This is a genomic window from Enterobacter sp. RHBSTW-00975 (genome assembly GCF_013615235.1).
GTDB lineage: Bacteria > Pseudomonadota > Gammaproteobacteria > Enterobacterales > Enterobacteriaceae > Enterobacter > Enterobacter ludwigii.
In genome coordinates this window covers 2,124,068-2,138,737 of the sequence record NZ_CP055883.1, presented here as the reverse complement: position 1 = coordinate 2,138,737, position 14,670 = coordinate 2,124,068, and the positions used below count along the sequence as shown (strand labels likewise).

Sequence of the window (14,670 nt, the reverse complement as noted above, 5' to 3'; positions counted from 1 at the left end):
TCAAATACATTTGAAATAGTCGAAAGGCTCACGGCAGTCGTTGCAGCGATAAAGCGCTTTGCAGGCCGTCGAACCAAATTCACTGATAAGCGAGGTATGTGTGCTGGCACAGCGTGGGCAACTCACCTCGACCGGGGCATGCGCGTGGCAGCTGTGGCCCACCGGTGGGCTGATGCCATATGCGCGCAGGCGTTCACGCGCATCCGCCGTCATCCAGTCGGTGGTCCAGGCCGGTTCGAGCTGAAGCACAATATGCACTGGCGTAAAGCCGTGTGCGGTCATCGCCTCGCGAATCGCGCCAAGCAAATGTTCCGTCGCCGGGCAGCCTGAATAGGTTGGCGTAAAGCCAATAACCCAGCCTTCGCCCTGCGCCGATACGCTACGCACCATGCCTAAATCGGTGATGGTTAACACCGGCACTTCCGGGTCCGGGATCTGGCTTAACAGCGACCAGATTTGAGGGATCTCCGCGGGTGCAATCCCGGCAAAACGCTGCATCTTCACCTCCGTACTTACCACTGCTGACCCGGATGGGCACGCTGGAGATACTGCATTTCTGCCAGCATTGGGCCGAGATGTTCGGTATGCAGCCCGCGCTTGCCCCCCGAGCGATACGCCACTTCCGACGGCACGCTCAGGGTGGCCTCCTGCAAACCGGAAAACACTTCCTGCTCCCACGGCTGACGAAGCTCGCGCGGATCAACCGCGACGCCGGAGGCAATCAACGCCAGCTCGACGTCATCGGCTTCAAACAGCTCGGCCGTAAACCGCCACAGGGTGTCAACCGCCTGCTGCATACGCTGTGAAGATGTTTCCGTTCCGTCACCCAGACGCACCAGCCAGCCACGACTGAAGCGCAGGTGGTAGCGCGCCTCTTTAATGGCTTTCGCGGCGATGGCGGCAAGCTGGCTGTCGCTGCTGTGGGTCAGGCGTTCATACAGCGCTACGTTCCAGGCATCCATAAAGTACTGGCGCGCGAGCGTGTCGGCGAAACTGCCGTTAGGCTGTTCCACCAGCAACACGTTGTGAAACTGGCGTTCATCACGCCCAAACGCCAGGGTGTCTTCATCGCCCTGACCTTCCAGCGCTGCGGCATAGGTCAGGAAATTGCGCGCCTGCCCCAGCAAGTCGAGGCCGATGTTGGCGAGCGCGAGATCGATTTCCAGCTCCGGCGCGTGACCACACCAGGCGCCCAGACGCTGGGAGAGCACCAGACCGTTGTCGCCCAGACGCAGGGCATATGCGGATAATGTTTTCATCCCTGACCTCACATGTGCTCGATGCCATCAGGGATGGTGTAAAACGTAGGATGGCGGTAAACCTTACTTTCCGCCGGGTCGAAGAACTCGCCGCTATCTTCCGGCTGAGAGGCGACAATCTCGCTCGCCTTCACCACCCAGATAGAGCAGCCTTCACTGCGACGGGTATAGGCATCACGCGCATTTTCCAGCGCCATGCGATCGTCGGCGGCATGAAGACTTCCCACATGACGGTGGGACAACCCTTGTTTGCTGCGTACGAACACTTCGTACAGCGGCCAGTAGACATTGCTCATCGTGTTTCCTCTTAAGCCACTTTGCGGGCGTGTTGTTTTTCCGCGTGCGCCAGTGCGGCTTCACGCACCCACGCCCCGTCTTCCCAGGCTTTACGTTTGGCAGCCAGACGTTCGTGGTTACAGATACCGCGCCCGTTAATGACCTCATCAAACTCGTGCCAGTCGATCTCGCCAAAGCGGTAGTGACCGCTCTCTTCGTCAAAACGCAGGTCAGGATCCGGAACCGTCATACCCAGCATTTCTACCTGCGGAACCGTGTTGTCGACAAAGCGCTGGCGAAGTTCGTCATTGCCGAAGCGTTTGATTTTCCAGGCGAGGCTGCGGGCGCTGTTCGGCGAGTTGTCATCGTTTGGGCCGAACATCATCAGAGCGGGCCACCAGAAGCGGTTAATGGCGTCCTGCAGCATCTGGCGTTGGGCGTCACTCCCCTGCGCAAGCGCCATACAGGCTTCAAAGCCCTGACGCTGGTGGAAACTCTCTTCTTTACAGATTTTCACCATCGCGCGGGCATAGGGGCCATATGAGGTGCGGCACAGCGCCACCTGGTTGACAATCGCCGCACCGTCCACCAGCCAGCCGATCACCCCGATATCCGCCCAGCTCAGGGTCGGGTAGTTGAAGATGGAGGAGTATTTCATCTTGCCGTCGAGCATCTTCTGGTAGATGTCTTCCCGCGCGCAGCCCAGCGTCTCGGCCGCGCTGTAGAGGTACAAACCGTGCCCGGCCTCGTCCTGCACTTTCGCCAGCAGGATCGCTTTGCGGCGCAGCGTCGGCGCGCGGGTGATCCAGTTTCCTTCCGGCAACATGCCGACAATTTCGGAATGCGCGTGCTGACCAATCTGGCGGATCAACGTCTTACGATAGGCATCAGGCATCCAGTCCTGAGGCTCAATCGCCGTCTCCTGCGCTATGCGCTGCTCAAAGCGTTGTTCTTGCGTCACGTCATCACCTTTATGATTCTATTATTTACCACTTAAAGTGAAATACTGAATCACTTCATTTCTTAAAAGTTACACAAAGGTTAAATACAAACCCAAGAAATGTTTCCCCATTTTGTGATGGTGCTCGCAAGGCTTTTTGCACAAGGCCTGCACAACAGGGCTTCCGGCCTTCCACTTCATTACGCTGGATCACAATGTTAACAATTCATTAAAACTCAGCTTGCTTTTTATGATTCATGATTAAACTATTGATAGTGAAATTACGTAACACTTGGAGATAAGCGATGCAGCAGTTAGCCAGCTTCTTGTCCGGTGCCTGGCAGTCTGGCCGGGGCCGCGAACGTACTATCCATCACGCCATCAGTGGCGAAGCGCTGTGGTCCGTGACCAGCGAAGGGCTGGACATGGCGGATGCACGTCGCTATGCGATCGCGCGTGGCGGCGAAGCCCTGCGCGCCATGACCTTTATCGACCGTGCCGCCATGCTGAAGGCGGTGGCGAAACATCTGCTTAGTGAGAAAGAGACGTTCTATGCCCTGTCTGCCCAGACCGGGGCGACCCGAGCGGACAGCTGGGTGGATATTGAGGGTGGGATCGGGACGCTGTTCACCTATGCCAGCCTCGGGAGCCGCGAGCTGCCTGATGACACACTCTGGCCGGAAGATGAGCTGATCCCGTTGTCGAAGGAAGGCGGCTTTGCTGCGCGTCACGTACTGACGTCAAAATCGGGCGTGGCGGTCCATATCAACGCCTTTAATTTCCCGTGCTGGGGAATGCTGGAAAAACTGGCGCCTACCTGGCTTGCGGGGATGCCTGCCATTATCAAACCCGCCACCGCCACCGCGCAGGTCGCGCAGGCGATGGTGAAAGCGATTGTGGAGAGCGGTCTGGTGCCGGACGGCGCTATCAGTCTTGTCTGCGGCGGCGCGGGCGATCTGCTGAATCATCTCGACAGCCAGGATGTGGTGACCTTTACCGGCTCCGCCAGCACCGGCCAGAGCCTGCGCATTCACCCGAATATCGTGGCGAATTCCATTCCATTTACAATGGAAGCCGACTCCCTCAACTGCTGCGTTCTGGGGGAGGATGTGACGCCGGAACAGCCAGAATTCGCACTGTTTATTCGCGAAGTGGTACGCGAAATGACCGCCAAGGCAGGGCAAAAATGTACCGCCATCCGCCGCATAATTGTGCCTCAGGATCGGATGGATGCCGTCAGCCAGGCGCTGATCGCGCGGCTGCAAAACGTGGTCGTCGGCGACCCGGCAGAGGACGGGGTGAAGATGGGCGCGCTGGTGAACGGCGAGCAACGCGCGGACGTGCAGGAGAAAGTCGATCTGTTGATTGCGGCGGGTTGCCAGGTCAGACTCGGCGGAAAAGCGGATCTGCAGGCTGCGGGGGCATTCTTCCCGCCGACGCTGCTTTTCTGCCCACAGCCAGATGAAACCCCCGCCGTGCATTGCACCGAAGCTTTCGGGCCGGTCGCCACGCTGATGCCCTCCCGCAATTCAGACCACGCGATGCAGCTGGCACGAGCGGGTGGCGGGAGTCTGGCCGGTACGCTGGTCACCGCCGACCCGGCTATCGCCCGCCAGTTTATTGCCGGCGCGGCGCGGGCGCACGGACGAATTCAGATCCTTAACGCCGAATCCGCCAGGGAGTCCACCGGACACGGCTCTCCGCTGCCGCAGCTGGTGCACGGCGGTCCTGGCCGCGCAGGTGGCGGTGAAGAGCTGGGAGGACTGCGTGCGGTGAAGCACTATCTGCAGCGCACCGCCATTCAGGGCAGCCCGACCATGCTTGCCACCATCGGCAAACAGTGGGTACGGGGTGCTGCGGTTCATGAAGATCGCGTTCATCCGTTCCGGAAATACTTTGAAGAACTGCAGCCGGGCGACAGCCTGCTGACCCCGCGCCGCACCCTGACGGAAGCCGATATCGTTAACTTTGCCTGCCTGAGCGGCGATCACTTCTACGCCCATATGGACAAAATCGGCGCGGCAGAATCCATCTTTGGCGAACGGGTGGTACACGGTTACTTCCTGATCTCTGCCGCGGCGGGTCTGTTTGTTGATGCCGGCGTTGGGCCGGTGATTGCCAACTACGGCATGGAAAACCTGCGCTTTATCGAACCGGTTAAGCCGGGCGATACCATTCAGGTGCGCCTCACCTGTAAACGTAAAACGCTCAAGAAACAACGGACCGCCGATGAGAAGCCAACCGGCGTGGTCGAATGGGCCGTTGAGATCTTTAACCAGCACCAGCAGGCGGTCGCGCTCTACTCCATCCTGACGCTGGTGGCGCGCCAGCACGGCGACTTCTGACACGTTCCTCTCTCGCACGTTGACCGGGGTGTGATATTGCCCCGGTCTTTTTTTAACCTGGCAAGACCAACAAATAACCTGGCAGATGCAGGCAAACGCTTTTCTCGGGCGCCTGTCAGGATAAGGCTGTCACAACACAATAAACACAACAAGATGAGGTCTACGATGGGAAGCAATTCTTCTTTTTCTGCCCGTAGAACGGCACTGGCTATGGCCGTTGCGCTGTGTTGCGCCTGGCAATCACCTGTTTTCGCACACGGCAGTGAGGCGCATATGGTCCCGATGGACAAAACGCTGCAGGCGTTTGGCGCCGATGTGCAGTGGGATGATTACGCACAGATGTTCACTATTGCAAAGGACGGGGCATATGTGAAGGTCAAGCCCGGCGCGAAAACCGCTATTGTGAACGGCAAAACCCTCACGCTGCAGGTGCCGGTAGTCATGAAAGGCAAAAAAGCGTTCATCTCCGAGACCTTCATCAACGACGTTTTCCAGTCTGGTCTCGACCAGACCTTCCAGGTTGAAAAACGCCCTCACCCGTTAAACGCGCTAACGGCTGACGAAATTAAGCAAGCCGTGGAGATTGTGAAAGGCTCTGCGGATTTTAAACCGAACACCCGCTTCACCCAGATAGCCCTGGCCGAACCCGAGAAAGCCAAAGTGTGGGACTTTGTGCTCAACGGCACGGCGGTGGACTCTCCCCGCCAGGCGAACATCACCATGCTGGACGGGAAACACGTTATTGAAAGTCTGGTGGACCTGAAGGATAAAAAGATCCTGCGCTGGGACGCCATTAAAGATGCCCACGGCATGGTGCTGCTGGATGATTTTGCGACCGTTCAGCAGATCATCAACGAGAGTGCAGAGTTTGCCGAGGTTCTGAAAAAGCGCGGCATTACCGATACGAAGAAAGTGATCACCACGCCACTGACCGTCGGCTATTTTGACGGCAAAGATGGCCTGAAACAGGAAGACCGGCTGCTGAAAGTGGTGAGCTATCTGGACGTGGGCGACGGCAACTACTGGGCGCACCCGATTGAGAACCTGGTGGCAGTGGTCGACCTTGAGCAGAAGAAGATCCAGAAGATTGAAGAAGGTGCCGTTGTGCCGGTGCCGATGACGCCGCGTCCGTATGATGGACGTGATCGCATTAACACGCCGAAAAAGCCGCTCGACATCATTGAGCCGGAAGGCAAAAACTACACCATTACCGGCGATATGATTCACTGGCAGAACTGGGATTTCCATCTGAGTCTGGATTCCCGCGTGGGCCCAATGATTTCTACCGTCACCTACAATGACAACGGCAAAAAACGCCAGATTATGTATCAGGGCTCCCTGGGCGGGATGATCGTTCCTTACGGTGACCCTGACGTGGGCTGGTACTTCAAAGCCTATCTGGATTCCGGCGATTACGGCATGGGCACCCTGACCTCTCCGCTGGTGCGCGGCAAAGACGTGCCGTCCAACGCCGTGATGCTCAATGAAACCATTGCCGATTACACCGGTGCGCCGATGGAGATCCCCCGCGCCATCGCCATTTTTGAACGCTACGCAGGACCGGAATATAAACACCAGGAGATGGGTCAGCCTAACGTCAGTACCGAGCGGCGCGAGCTGGTGGTTCGCTGGGTGAGCACCGTTGGCAACTACGACTACATTTTCGACTGGGTATTCCACGAAAATGGCTCCATCGGGATTGATGCCGGTGCAACGGGGATTGAGGCGGTGAAAGGCGTACAGGCGAAAACGATGCATGACCCTACTGCCAAAGACGATACCCGATACGGCACATTAATTGATCACAACATCGTCGGGACCACCCACCAGCACATCTATAACTTCCGTCTCGATATGGATGTGGATGGCATCAACAACACGCTGGTGGCAATGGATCCACAGGTGAAACCGAACACCGCCGGCGGCCCGCGAACCAGCACCATGCAGATCAATCAGTACGCTATTGATACCGAGCAGCAGGCGGCGCAGAAATTTGACCCGGGCACCATTCGTCTGCTGAGCAACACCAGCAAAGAGAACCGCATGGGGAACCCAATTTCGTATCAGATAATCCCTTACGCCGGGGGGACGCACCCGGTGGCGACCGGCGCGAAATTTGCCCCGGACGAGTGGATCTATCACCGCCTGAGCTTTATGGATAAACAGCTGTGGGTCACGCGTTACCATCCGGATGAGATGTACCCGGAGGGCAAATTCCCAAACCGCTCAACCCACGATACGGGGCTTGGCAAATACAGCAAAGATAACGAGTCGCTAAACGATCAGGATGACGTCGTCTGGATGACCACCGGCACAACCCACGTCGCGCGCGCCGAAGAGTGGCCAATCATGCCAACGGAATGGGTGCATACCCTGCTCAAACCGTGGAACTTCTTCGACGAAACGCCGACACTCGGCAGGAAAAAAGACGAACAAAAATAAAAACAGACCGGGCGTAATGCCCGGTTTTTTATTTGCTGACTGTCTCGTCCTGCTTATCGTTATCTTACTCCAGCCATTCTTTAACACCTTCTGCTGGCTAGTCTTAAGTTCCGTCGTGACAGCGCCCAACGCGATGCCATACTTGGCTGTATGGGTTAGCTCTTATGGTTTAATATTGTGACACCGTAACGGCGATATGTACGGACGGTTCCTCCGCCCGTTCCTGTCTCACTTGCTCCCAGAAAAGGATAAAGAGCATTTATGGAAAAAAGAAAAAAAACGACGCCAGAGCGGGCTGCCTGGCCGACGCGTCAGGCGATGGTTATGCACGGGCTGGCGATGAACCTGCCGTGGCTGGCATTCGTCAACATCAGCTTCGCCGTGATGATCCTGCTGCGCCACGTCTCGCTTAAGCCCGACGACCCCCTCTACCTCCGGTCGCTGCCTTTGCTGAAGTTTATCGATGCCTCGATGTTCGGCATTATTATTCTGTCAGCTGCGTTAATCATCATGGCCTGGCGACGTATTGCCGGCATCAGCGTGGTGCTCTTTTTCTGTAGCGTCATCTGGTCGATATCCTGTTTCTGGTTTATCACCGATCTGTTGCTGCCTCACGTCTGGCCCCTGTGCGCGATTCTGTTACTCGCCGGGTTGACGGCGCTCTACTTTTACCCCCGTGGGTTACTCTCCTTCGTGATCCCGCTCTGGGTCACGCTACCGGTCGCAAGCTGGGTACTCAATGATGGTGTCAACCTTCACTTTGCCGCCGTCTGGACCGTCTTTACGCTGATTTTGCTCTGCGGGCGTTTCATCCTGATAAGCTGGTTTGATGAGGCCTGGCGACGTAACCAGCAAAACCAGCTGTTGATTTCGCGGCTGGAAGCGCTGGCGCATCAGGATCCGTTAACCCAGACCGCCAACCGTCGCAAGATGGAAGTGGTGCTGGAGAATGCCGTTGAGCAGAAAAAAGCCTTCTCACTGATTATGCTGGATATAGATTATTTCAAACTTTACAACGACACCTATGGTCATCAGGCCGGTGACGAATGTTTGACCCGCGTGGCGCAGGTGCTTCGGCAGTCGGTGCGAACACCTGACGATGTCGTGTCTCGCTACGGCGGTGAAGAGTTTGTGGTGATCCTCTTTGATTGCCCGGAAAACACAGCCGAAAAAGTTGCCATGCGTATTCAGGACGGCCTGCGCGCGGAGGCAATAGCGCACGATGCCTCAAAAGTCAGCGATCGCGTCACCGTAAGCATGGGCATTGCAGGAATGGCAGAGGGTCTGGCGGGGACGGAGATTATCGCCCGCGCCGATGAGGCGCTGTACCGGGCGAAAGCGGCCGGACGGGACCGCTGGTCACGATAGCCGTGTCGGGTGGCCGTTGCGCCAGCCCGACACGCTTTGTTTTAATACCGTACACATACCGATTTGGTTTCACACCAGCCATCCAGCCAGTCCGGGCCGAAATCGCGCCCGGTGCCGGACTGCTTCATGCCGCCAAACGGCAGGTTGGCGTCGATCAGCGTATGGCTGTTCACCCAGACGGTCCCCGCCTGCAGCCGGTCGGTGTATTCCAGCGCCTTGCTGATATTTTGCGTCCAGACGCTGGCCGTTAACCCGTATTCGGTGTCGTTGGCCAGCGCCAGCGCTTCTTCGCCATCCGCGACGCGCACCAGGTTGACCACCGGGCCGAACACTTCTTCGCGGGTGAGTCGCAGCGCGGCATCCGGGTTCACCACCAGCGTCGGCGACACGTAATAACCTTTGCCATCCGGCCCCCGGTTACCGGTGATCAACTCCGCATTGCGCGATTTTGCCTCGTCGAGGAAGGTCTGCACTTTATCGCAGTGCGCGCGCGAGACCAGCGGGTTGATGAACGCCTCCGGCGACATGCCCGGCCCGACGCTCAGGGATTTCACCGCCTGCTCAAACCCGCTGACCAGCGTGTCAAACAGCGGCGCTTCAATATAGATACGGGAGCTCGCAGCACAAACCTGCCCCTGGTTCAGGAAGCTGCCGGTCATCAGGCCTTCAATTACCCAGGCCGGGTCAGCATCTTTCAGCACGATAGCCGGGTTTTTACCCCCCAGCTCCAGCGTCACCCCCGTGAGCGTATCCGCCGCCGCGCGGGCAATTTGCTTGCCTGTCGCCGTTGAGCCAGTAAAGCTCACTTTGGCAATATGCGGATGTGAGGTCAGCGCGGCACCGCACACCGCACCGCTTCCCGTGACCACATTAAACACCCCGTCGGGGATGCCCGCTTCACTTGCCAGTTCCGCCACGCGCAGCATCGTGAGCGGCGTGGTTTCTGAAGGCTTAATGACAATGGAACACCCCGCCGCCAGCGCAGGCATGACTTTCCACATCCCGATCATCAGCGGGAAGTTCCACGGCACAATCCCGGCCACCACGCCAACCGGCTCTTTGCGCGTCCACGCCTGATAGCGGGCCCCCTGCGGTAAGGGGATGGAGAGGTCGAGGGTTTTACCGGCAATTTTCGTGGTAAGCCCTGCGGTATAGCGCATCCAGTTCAGGGTGCAGCCCACTTCAAAGGCGCGGGAGATATGAATGGATTTCCCCTGCTCCAGCGTCTCAAGCTGGGCCAGCTCTTCGCTGTGCTGCTCAACCAGATCGGCGAAATGCAGCAGGATACGCTCACGCTCTGCCGGTAATTTTCCGGCCCAGCTACGGGCAACAAACGCACGCCAGCCGGACATCACGGCGCGGTCGACATCATCAACGCTGGCATCGGCGGTGGAGGCGATGACATCGCCCGTTGCCGGATTATAGACATTGAGCCGCTTTTCACTGTCCGACGCGGCCTGACGCCCTTCAATCCACAGGCCATGATGTCGGTCTAAAAACTGCTGTACGGCAGGCTGAACGGCTACCTGAGATTCAGACATAGGGTACTCCTTCGTTTTTATTCGCAGGGTGTTAATGCAGTCTAAGAGGGGTTTTGGATTCTCGCTTTTGTCTCTGTGACATTCGCTTTGCCACCTGTGACAGGCTCCGCAAATCGTGATAATTCCGTCTTATAACGCTGTTACCGGTGAGTGTTCTTTCCTATAGTCAGCCTCATAGCCCTGACAAAATGCAACACAAATGCAACAATGCAAAAACATTGACGGTGCAGCGAGATAAGCGATGGCGTGTGCAAGCGAAGAGGAACAGTATCAACAGTGGCTGGCACAAATTAACCAGGTCTGCGGGCGTTTTAATGCGCGTCCGCTGGAGGGGGAATTCGTCGGCGAGCTGGAAACCAGCTATGCCCGTAGCCTGAAGTTAAGCACCGTAACCGCAGGTGGCGTTAACCTGTTCCGATCCCGCCATGAGATTAACGACAGTAACGATGCCTGGTTCTACACCGTATTTCAGCTGGAAGGCAGCGCGGAGATTGAACAGGACGACCGCCGCGCGGTGCTGAAGACCGGCGATATCACGCTGCTTGATGCTTCCCGCCCGTGCTCCATTGCCTGGCATGAAAAATCCCGCCAGATTTCGCTGCTGGTTCCGCGCCAGATTATTGAGCAACAGTGTCGTTTTCAGGAGGTAAGCTGCGCGCTCACCCTTTCGCGCACGCTGCCCACCGTTCAGTTAAGCCACCACCTGCTGATGGAAAGTATGGGGAATGCCGATCTGAGTGACCGGGAGAGTGAAGCGGCGCTGGAAGCGATGATCTGTCTGCTTCGCCCCGCGTTCCAGCAGCGCGACGTGACTCAGCCACGTAAAGAACGCCTGTTCCGCAATGTGCTGTCATTGATTGACGATCATATTCAGTCTGAATCACTACGACCGGAATGGATTGCTGCACAGAGCGGGATGTCGGTGCGAAGCCTCTACCGCATGTTTGCTGATAAGAGGCTGGTGGTCGCCCAGTACATTAAAAACCGCCGTCTCGACCTGTGCGCACAAGTGTTGCGCTCCGCCAGCGATGATGAAAAGCTGGCGGGCATTGGCTACAGCTGGGGCTTTTCCGACCACAGCCATTTTTCAACCGCCTTTAAGCAGCGTTTTGGCGTCTCGCCTGGCGAATATCGTAAGCGCTTTCGCTAACTACTTCTTCAGCCATTTCCCGTTGATGCCTTTCACGTACTCGCCCGGCTGGGCGCGGGCAACCAGCTTTTGCCCTGCCATTTTCGCCACTTCATCCACCGGCAGATTGTTGCTGTCAGCCAGCTTCTGATAGCTTTCCGTGCGCGCGGCGTTAATGCGATTGACCAGCGCCAGGGTTTCCGCATCCTGTTTGATTGGCGCAAGATAACCGCTCAGGGTTTCCCCCACGCGCCCCTGCGTCCGGGCGTCATTTAAGGTCAGCGTTGCCGCCTGCACGTTCATGCCGAGCGCCAGTAACATCAGAGCTAATCGTTTCATGGCATCCTCAGAACAGATCGCTGCGTGATTTCAGCAGGGTTTCAACGTCTTTATCGACCTTAATGTGGATCTCATGTTCGATTTTGACATTCATATTGATGGTAATCGGCTCCTTCGGCGCGGCGACTTCAATGCGCGGCGTACAGCCGGTCAGTAGCGCGGCAACGGCAACGGTGAGCACACCAGCCATCTTTTTCATTGTTGTTCCTCACTTTCCTTGCCAGTCGAACTGCGGATACCAGGTATTGCCGCGTGTTGCTCAAACCAGGTTTGCAGGTTGTCTCCAAAACGCAGGCTACGCCAGAGGGTAAAGACATTCTCTTCATGGGTATAGTTCAGATTAACGTAGCTGCTTTTACCCTCTACCCGGCTGGTTCCCTTAAGGGTCGCCTGCATGGTTAATTCACCCAGATTATCTAAATTGATTCTTGTCCACGAGCGAGAAATTTCCATATAGCGCAGCCAGTTAATTGCGGCACCCGCCACCATATTATCTTTTACGATGGCGTCCGCCGTGTCTTTATCGATACGCAGCGTCATCGGGCCGGGGTTGGTCAGCCAGCCATCTTTGATGATCCATTTTTCATTGTCCAGCCAGAACGGCAGCGCCCCGCTCACCGGGCCAGACATCGCAAACTGCTTCGGATTAACGGCACTGATCAGCTCGCTGGAGGAGATATTGTCTACCCGCAGCAGCGCCGGATCGTGTTGCGGCATCCTCAACTGCTGCATGGTGATTTTTCCGCCGAGGGTTTCCACCTTCACATTGGTGAGCAAAAGCGGGTTCGCCTCACTCCAGGGGTAGTCACCCTGCAGGTCCGCCGTGATATTCCGCGCGGTCACCAGGTTTACCACCTCGCCAATCCGTAAGGTTACCGGGCCGCGCGTTCCCAGCGACCAGGTGCCCTCACTAAACCGGAACGGCAGGACAAAGTCGACGCCGTTGATCTGGTTGTCTGGCATCCAGGCGCTACCGGCTTTCAGCACGCCGTGACCGCCCGCCTCAAAGCCCTGACCCGCGGCCGCCGAGAAGGCCACCTGCGCATACAGTTCGCCGTCACGCAGCGTCATTTTCCAGTCTGGCGGGATCAACGGCTGGAACACGGTGAGCGATTGTTTCGGCCACCAGGCCTGCCCGCGAAGGCGTTCCCCGTCCCAGCGTCCGTTCACCTGTACCGGACCGATAGCATCGGCATGCAGATCGCCCTTGAACTGGAACAGTGTCGGGTCTGTTCCGTCTACGCTGAAGGTCAGCACCGACGGCGGCAATACACTGCCGCCGCTGAAACGGGTTTGCCCGGCATTCAGCGACAGCGCTCCGCTGAACGTCGGCTTGTCAGGATCGCGATACCAGCGCACCGGGTTATCCAGCACCAGACGGGGTTTACTGACCTCCATGGCACCGTACTTGAGCTGGTCAAAACCGGTTGAAAGCGCGGTCAGCTCAATAAGGTTGTCGCGCCATTCGCCTTTTCCGGCAACATCCCAGCGCGCATTCATTGGGGTGAAGCCCCCTTTGCCCCAGTAGCGCCACTGCCACAGGCCGTTGTCGGGTAAAAAGTCACTGGCCTGGCCATCCAGATGCAGTTCAAAATCACCCATCTCGTTCTCGTGCGCCCGCAAAATGGCCTGCAGGCGTCCATCGACACCCTTTTGGGTCAGCCTGACGCCCGCCAGCGGCCAGCGAATTTCATCAATATCCAGTGAATCGATAATGCGACCACGTGAGCGCAGCAGCGCGCCCGGCTCAAAGGAGAGCTGCGGTTCATACAGGCTTCCGGTCAGTTTTGCCGGCAGTCTGGCATAGAGCACCAGGTCGTTATGTTTCGCCTCGCCGCTCAGATGAAGCGGCATGTCGCTTTGTTCCATACTGAGCCTGCCCGGTCCGATATTCAGCACCGCGTTGCCCTTCCCCGCATCCCCTTGAGTGAGCACATTCAGACGCCCGGTCAGGGTCGCTTTCTCAAGCCCCGCCTGCCAGTTATCGACACGAAGGCCAACGCGCCCGCTCAGCGGCATGCCGGAAAGGTTCCAGTTCCAGCGTCCGTCACTGATATTCAGCTGTTCCGCGGTTATTTGCCACGGCAGATCGAGCAGCGGATCGGGGTTATCCCGCGCCATGACCACCAGTTGCCCCTGATTGGCTTCCCAGTCGAGATCGGCATCGACCAGCGAGGTTAACTGTGGCACGTTAAAGGTCGCAACAGCATGGCCTTTAACCGGCACGCCGTCCGGCACCAGCGGCAGGGTGAATTGTCCCACCAGTTTTATCGGCTGTGGCTGGTCGGGAAGTTGTACATCGAACTGGGTGACAGAGAGGGTCTGACCGCGGAGCATCCCTTTAATGCTGACCTGCTCACCTTTGTAGGTAATCTCCTGACGCGCAGGCGTCAGCGACGCCTGAAGTTCTCCCTGCCACTGCTGCCAGGGCGAGAGCGTCAGACGATGGACAGTAAGCCAGGTATTCGGTAACACCGCCTGCCACTGCGCCAGCGTTTTGGGCGCGACCGTGGACGGTGCGGACTGGGGAATTTTATTGAGGCAAACGGAGTTCAGTTCGAGCGCGCCGACATCCAGTTTCCAGCGGCTGGGGTGCGACAGGGTCGCGTTATCGACTCGGGCAATTTCGCAGTCATCCACAAGATAGCGAAGATCGGGGATGATCAGGGCATGACGCGTGAGTCTGGGACTTTGTTCAAAGGCGATGCGTGTCCCGACAGGAAGCCAGATCCCGGCAAGGGTTGGTACCCACTGGGCAAGGGTCATCAGCAGCGTCAGCGGCACCAGAATGAACAGCAGTAAGAGCGCGATTGCGGCTTTGTATGTACCCCTCATGGGCAGTTAATATCCTGATTTAGCGAAAGAATTAAGCCGACAGTGCCGATCATTGTCGCATGTTTAGCCAGTCAGTTGAAGAGAATGCCAAATTTAAGGATAGATGCTCTAAAATAATTGATAGAACTTATTGAATTCAATAATATTTCAGAAATTGTAAGATAATTTTAATCATGCTAACGTGAATGCAAAATCA

Annotated in this window: 12 protein-coding genes; 4 read left to right on the top strand and 8 right to left on the bottom strand. The window is 57.2% G+C overall.

Annotated features, from left to right (window positions below; all coding sequences use genetic code 11):
* The 4 genes from paaD to paaA are packed head-to-tail and all read right to left on the bottom strand — an operon-like array spanning nucleotide 1 to nucleotide 2,496.
* Nucleotides 1–498: a 1,2-phenylacetyl-CoA epoxidase subunit PaaD gene (gene paaD, locus HV340_RS10360; RefSeq protein WP_040017387.1), complete on the bottom strand. Its 498-nt coding sequence runs from the start codon at nucleotides 496–498 to the stop codon at nucleotides 1–3.
* 14 nt (nucleotides 499–512) lie between these two features.
* A complete protein-coding gene (gene paaC, locus HV340_RS10355) occupies nucleotides 513–1,259 on the bottom strand; it encodes a 1,2-phenylacetyl-CoA epoxidase subunit PaaC (RefSeq protein WP_181216501.1) in 747 nt (248 codons plus the stop codon).
* Nucleotides 1,260–1,267: 8 nt separating this feature from the next.
* Nucleotides 1,268–1,555, bottom strand: coding sequence for a 1,2-phenylacetyl-CoA epoxidase subunit PaaB (gene paaB, locus HV340_RS10350; RefSeq protein WP_050736745.1), 288 nt, complete (start codon nucleotides 1,553–1,555; stop codon nucleotides 1,268–1,270).
* A gap of 11 nt (nucleotides 1,556–1,566) precedes the next feature.
* On the bottom strand, nucleotides 1,567–2,496 hold the full coding sequence (gene paaA / locus HV340_RS10345; protein WP_014169925.1) for a 1,2-phenylacetyl-CoA epoxidase subunit PaaA: 930 nt from the start codon (nucleotides 2,494–2,496) through the stop codon (nucleotides 1,567–1,569).
* Nucleotides 2,497–2,780: 284 nt separating this feature from the next.
* Here paaA and paaZ point away from each other — a divergent pair, with 284 nt between their 5' ends.
* The 3 genes from paaZ to HV340_RS10330 all read left to right on the top strand — a co-directional run bounded on the left by paaZ (nucleotide 2,781) and on the right by HV340_RS10330 (nucleotide 8,630).
* On the top strand, nucleotides 2,781–4,820 hold the full coding sequence (gene paaZ / locus HV340_RS10340) for a phenylacetic acid degradation bifunctional protein PaaZ (protein WP_050736744.1): 2,040 nt from the start codon (nucleotides 2,781–2,783) through the stop codon (nucleotides 4,818–4,820).
* A gap of 165 nt (nucleotides 4,821–4,985) precedes the next feature.
* On the top strand, nucleotides 4,986–7,262 hold the full coding sequence (tynA, locus tag HV340_RS10335; RefSeq protein ID WP_181216500.1) for a primary-amine oxidase: 2,277 nt from the start codon (nucleotides 4,986–4,988) through the stop codon (nucleotides 7,260–7,262).
* Nucleotides 7,263–7,523: 261 nt separating this feature from the next.
* Nucleotides 7,524–8,630, top strand: a complete 1,107-nt coding sequence (locus HV340_RS10330) for a membrane-associated sensor domain-containing protein (protein ID WP_025204287.1) — start codon at nucleotides 7,524–7,526, stop codon at nucleotides 8,628–8,630.
* Between the two features lie 41 nt (nucleotides 8,631–8,671).
* On the opposite strand, the gene HV340_RS10325 is transcribed toward HV340_RS10330, so the two are convergent.
* Nucleotides 8,672–10,171, bottom strand: a complete 1,500-nt coding sequence (locus tag HV340_RS10325; RefSeq protein WP_014169921.1) for an aldehyde dehydrogenase family protein — start codon at nucleotides 10,169–10,171, stop codon at nucleotides 8,672–8,674.
* 241 nt (nucleotides 10,172–10,412) lie between these two features.
* Between HV340_RS10325 and feaR the strand changes: the two genes are divergently transcribed.
* Nucleotides 10,413–11,321: a transcriptional regulator FeaR gene (gene feaR, locus HV340_RS10320; RefSeq protein WP_181216499.1), complete on the top strand. Its 909-nt coding sequence runs from the start codon at nucleotides 10,413–10,415 to the stop codon at nucleotides 11,319–11,321.
* Here the strand turns inward: feaR and HV340_RS10315 are convergent, their stop codons facing one another.
* The 3 genes from HV340_RS10315 to HV340_RS10305 are packed head-to-tail and all read right to left on the bottom strand — an operon-like array spanning nucleotide 11,322 to nucleotide 14,474.
* Nucleotides 11,322–11,639, bottom strand: a complete 318-nt coding sequence (locus HV340_RS10315; RefSeq protein WP_014169919.1) for a YdbL family protein — start codon at nucleotides 11,637–11,639, stop codon at nucleotides 11,322–11,324. It lies immediately after the preceding gene.
* 7 nt (nucleotides 11,640–11,646) lie between these two features.
* Nucleotides 11,647–11,838, bottom strand: coding sequence for a YnbE family lipoprotein (locus tag HV340_RS10310; protein WP_014169918.1), 192 nt, complete (start codon nucleotides 11,836–11,838; stop codon nucleotides 11,647–11,649).
* On the bottom strand, nucleotides 11,835–14,474 hold the full coding sequence (locus tag HV340_RS10305; RefSeq protein WP_063925005.1) for a YdbH family protein: 2,640 nt from the start codon (nucleotides 14,472–14,474) through the stop codon (nucleotides 11,835–11,837). Before HV340_RS10305 ends, HV340_RS10310 begins: the two co-directional genes overlap by 4 nt.
* Between the last annotated feature and the right edge of the window lie 196 nt (nucleotides 14,475–14,670).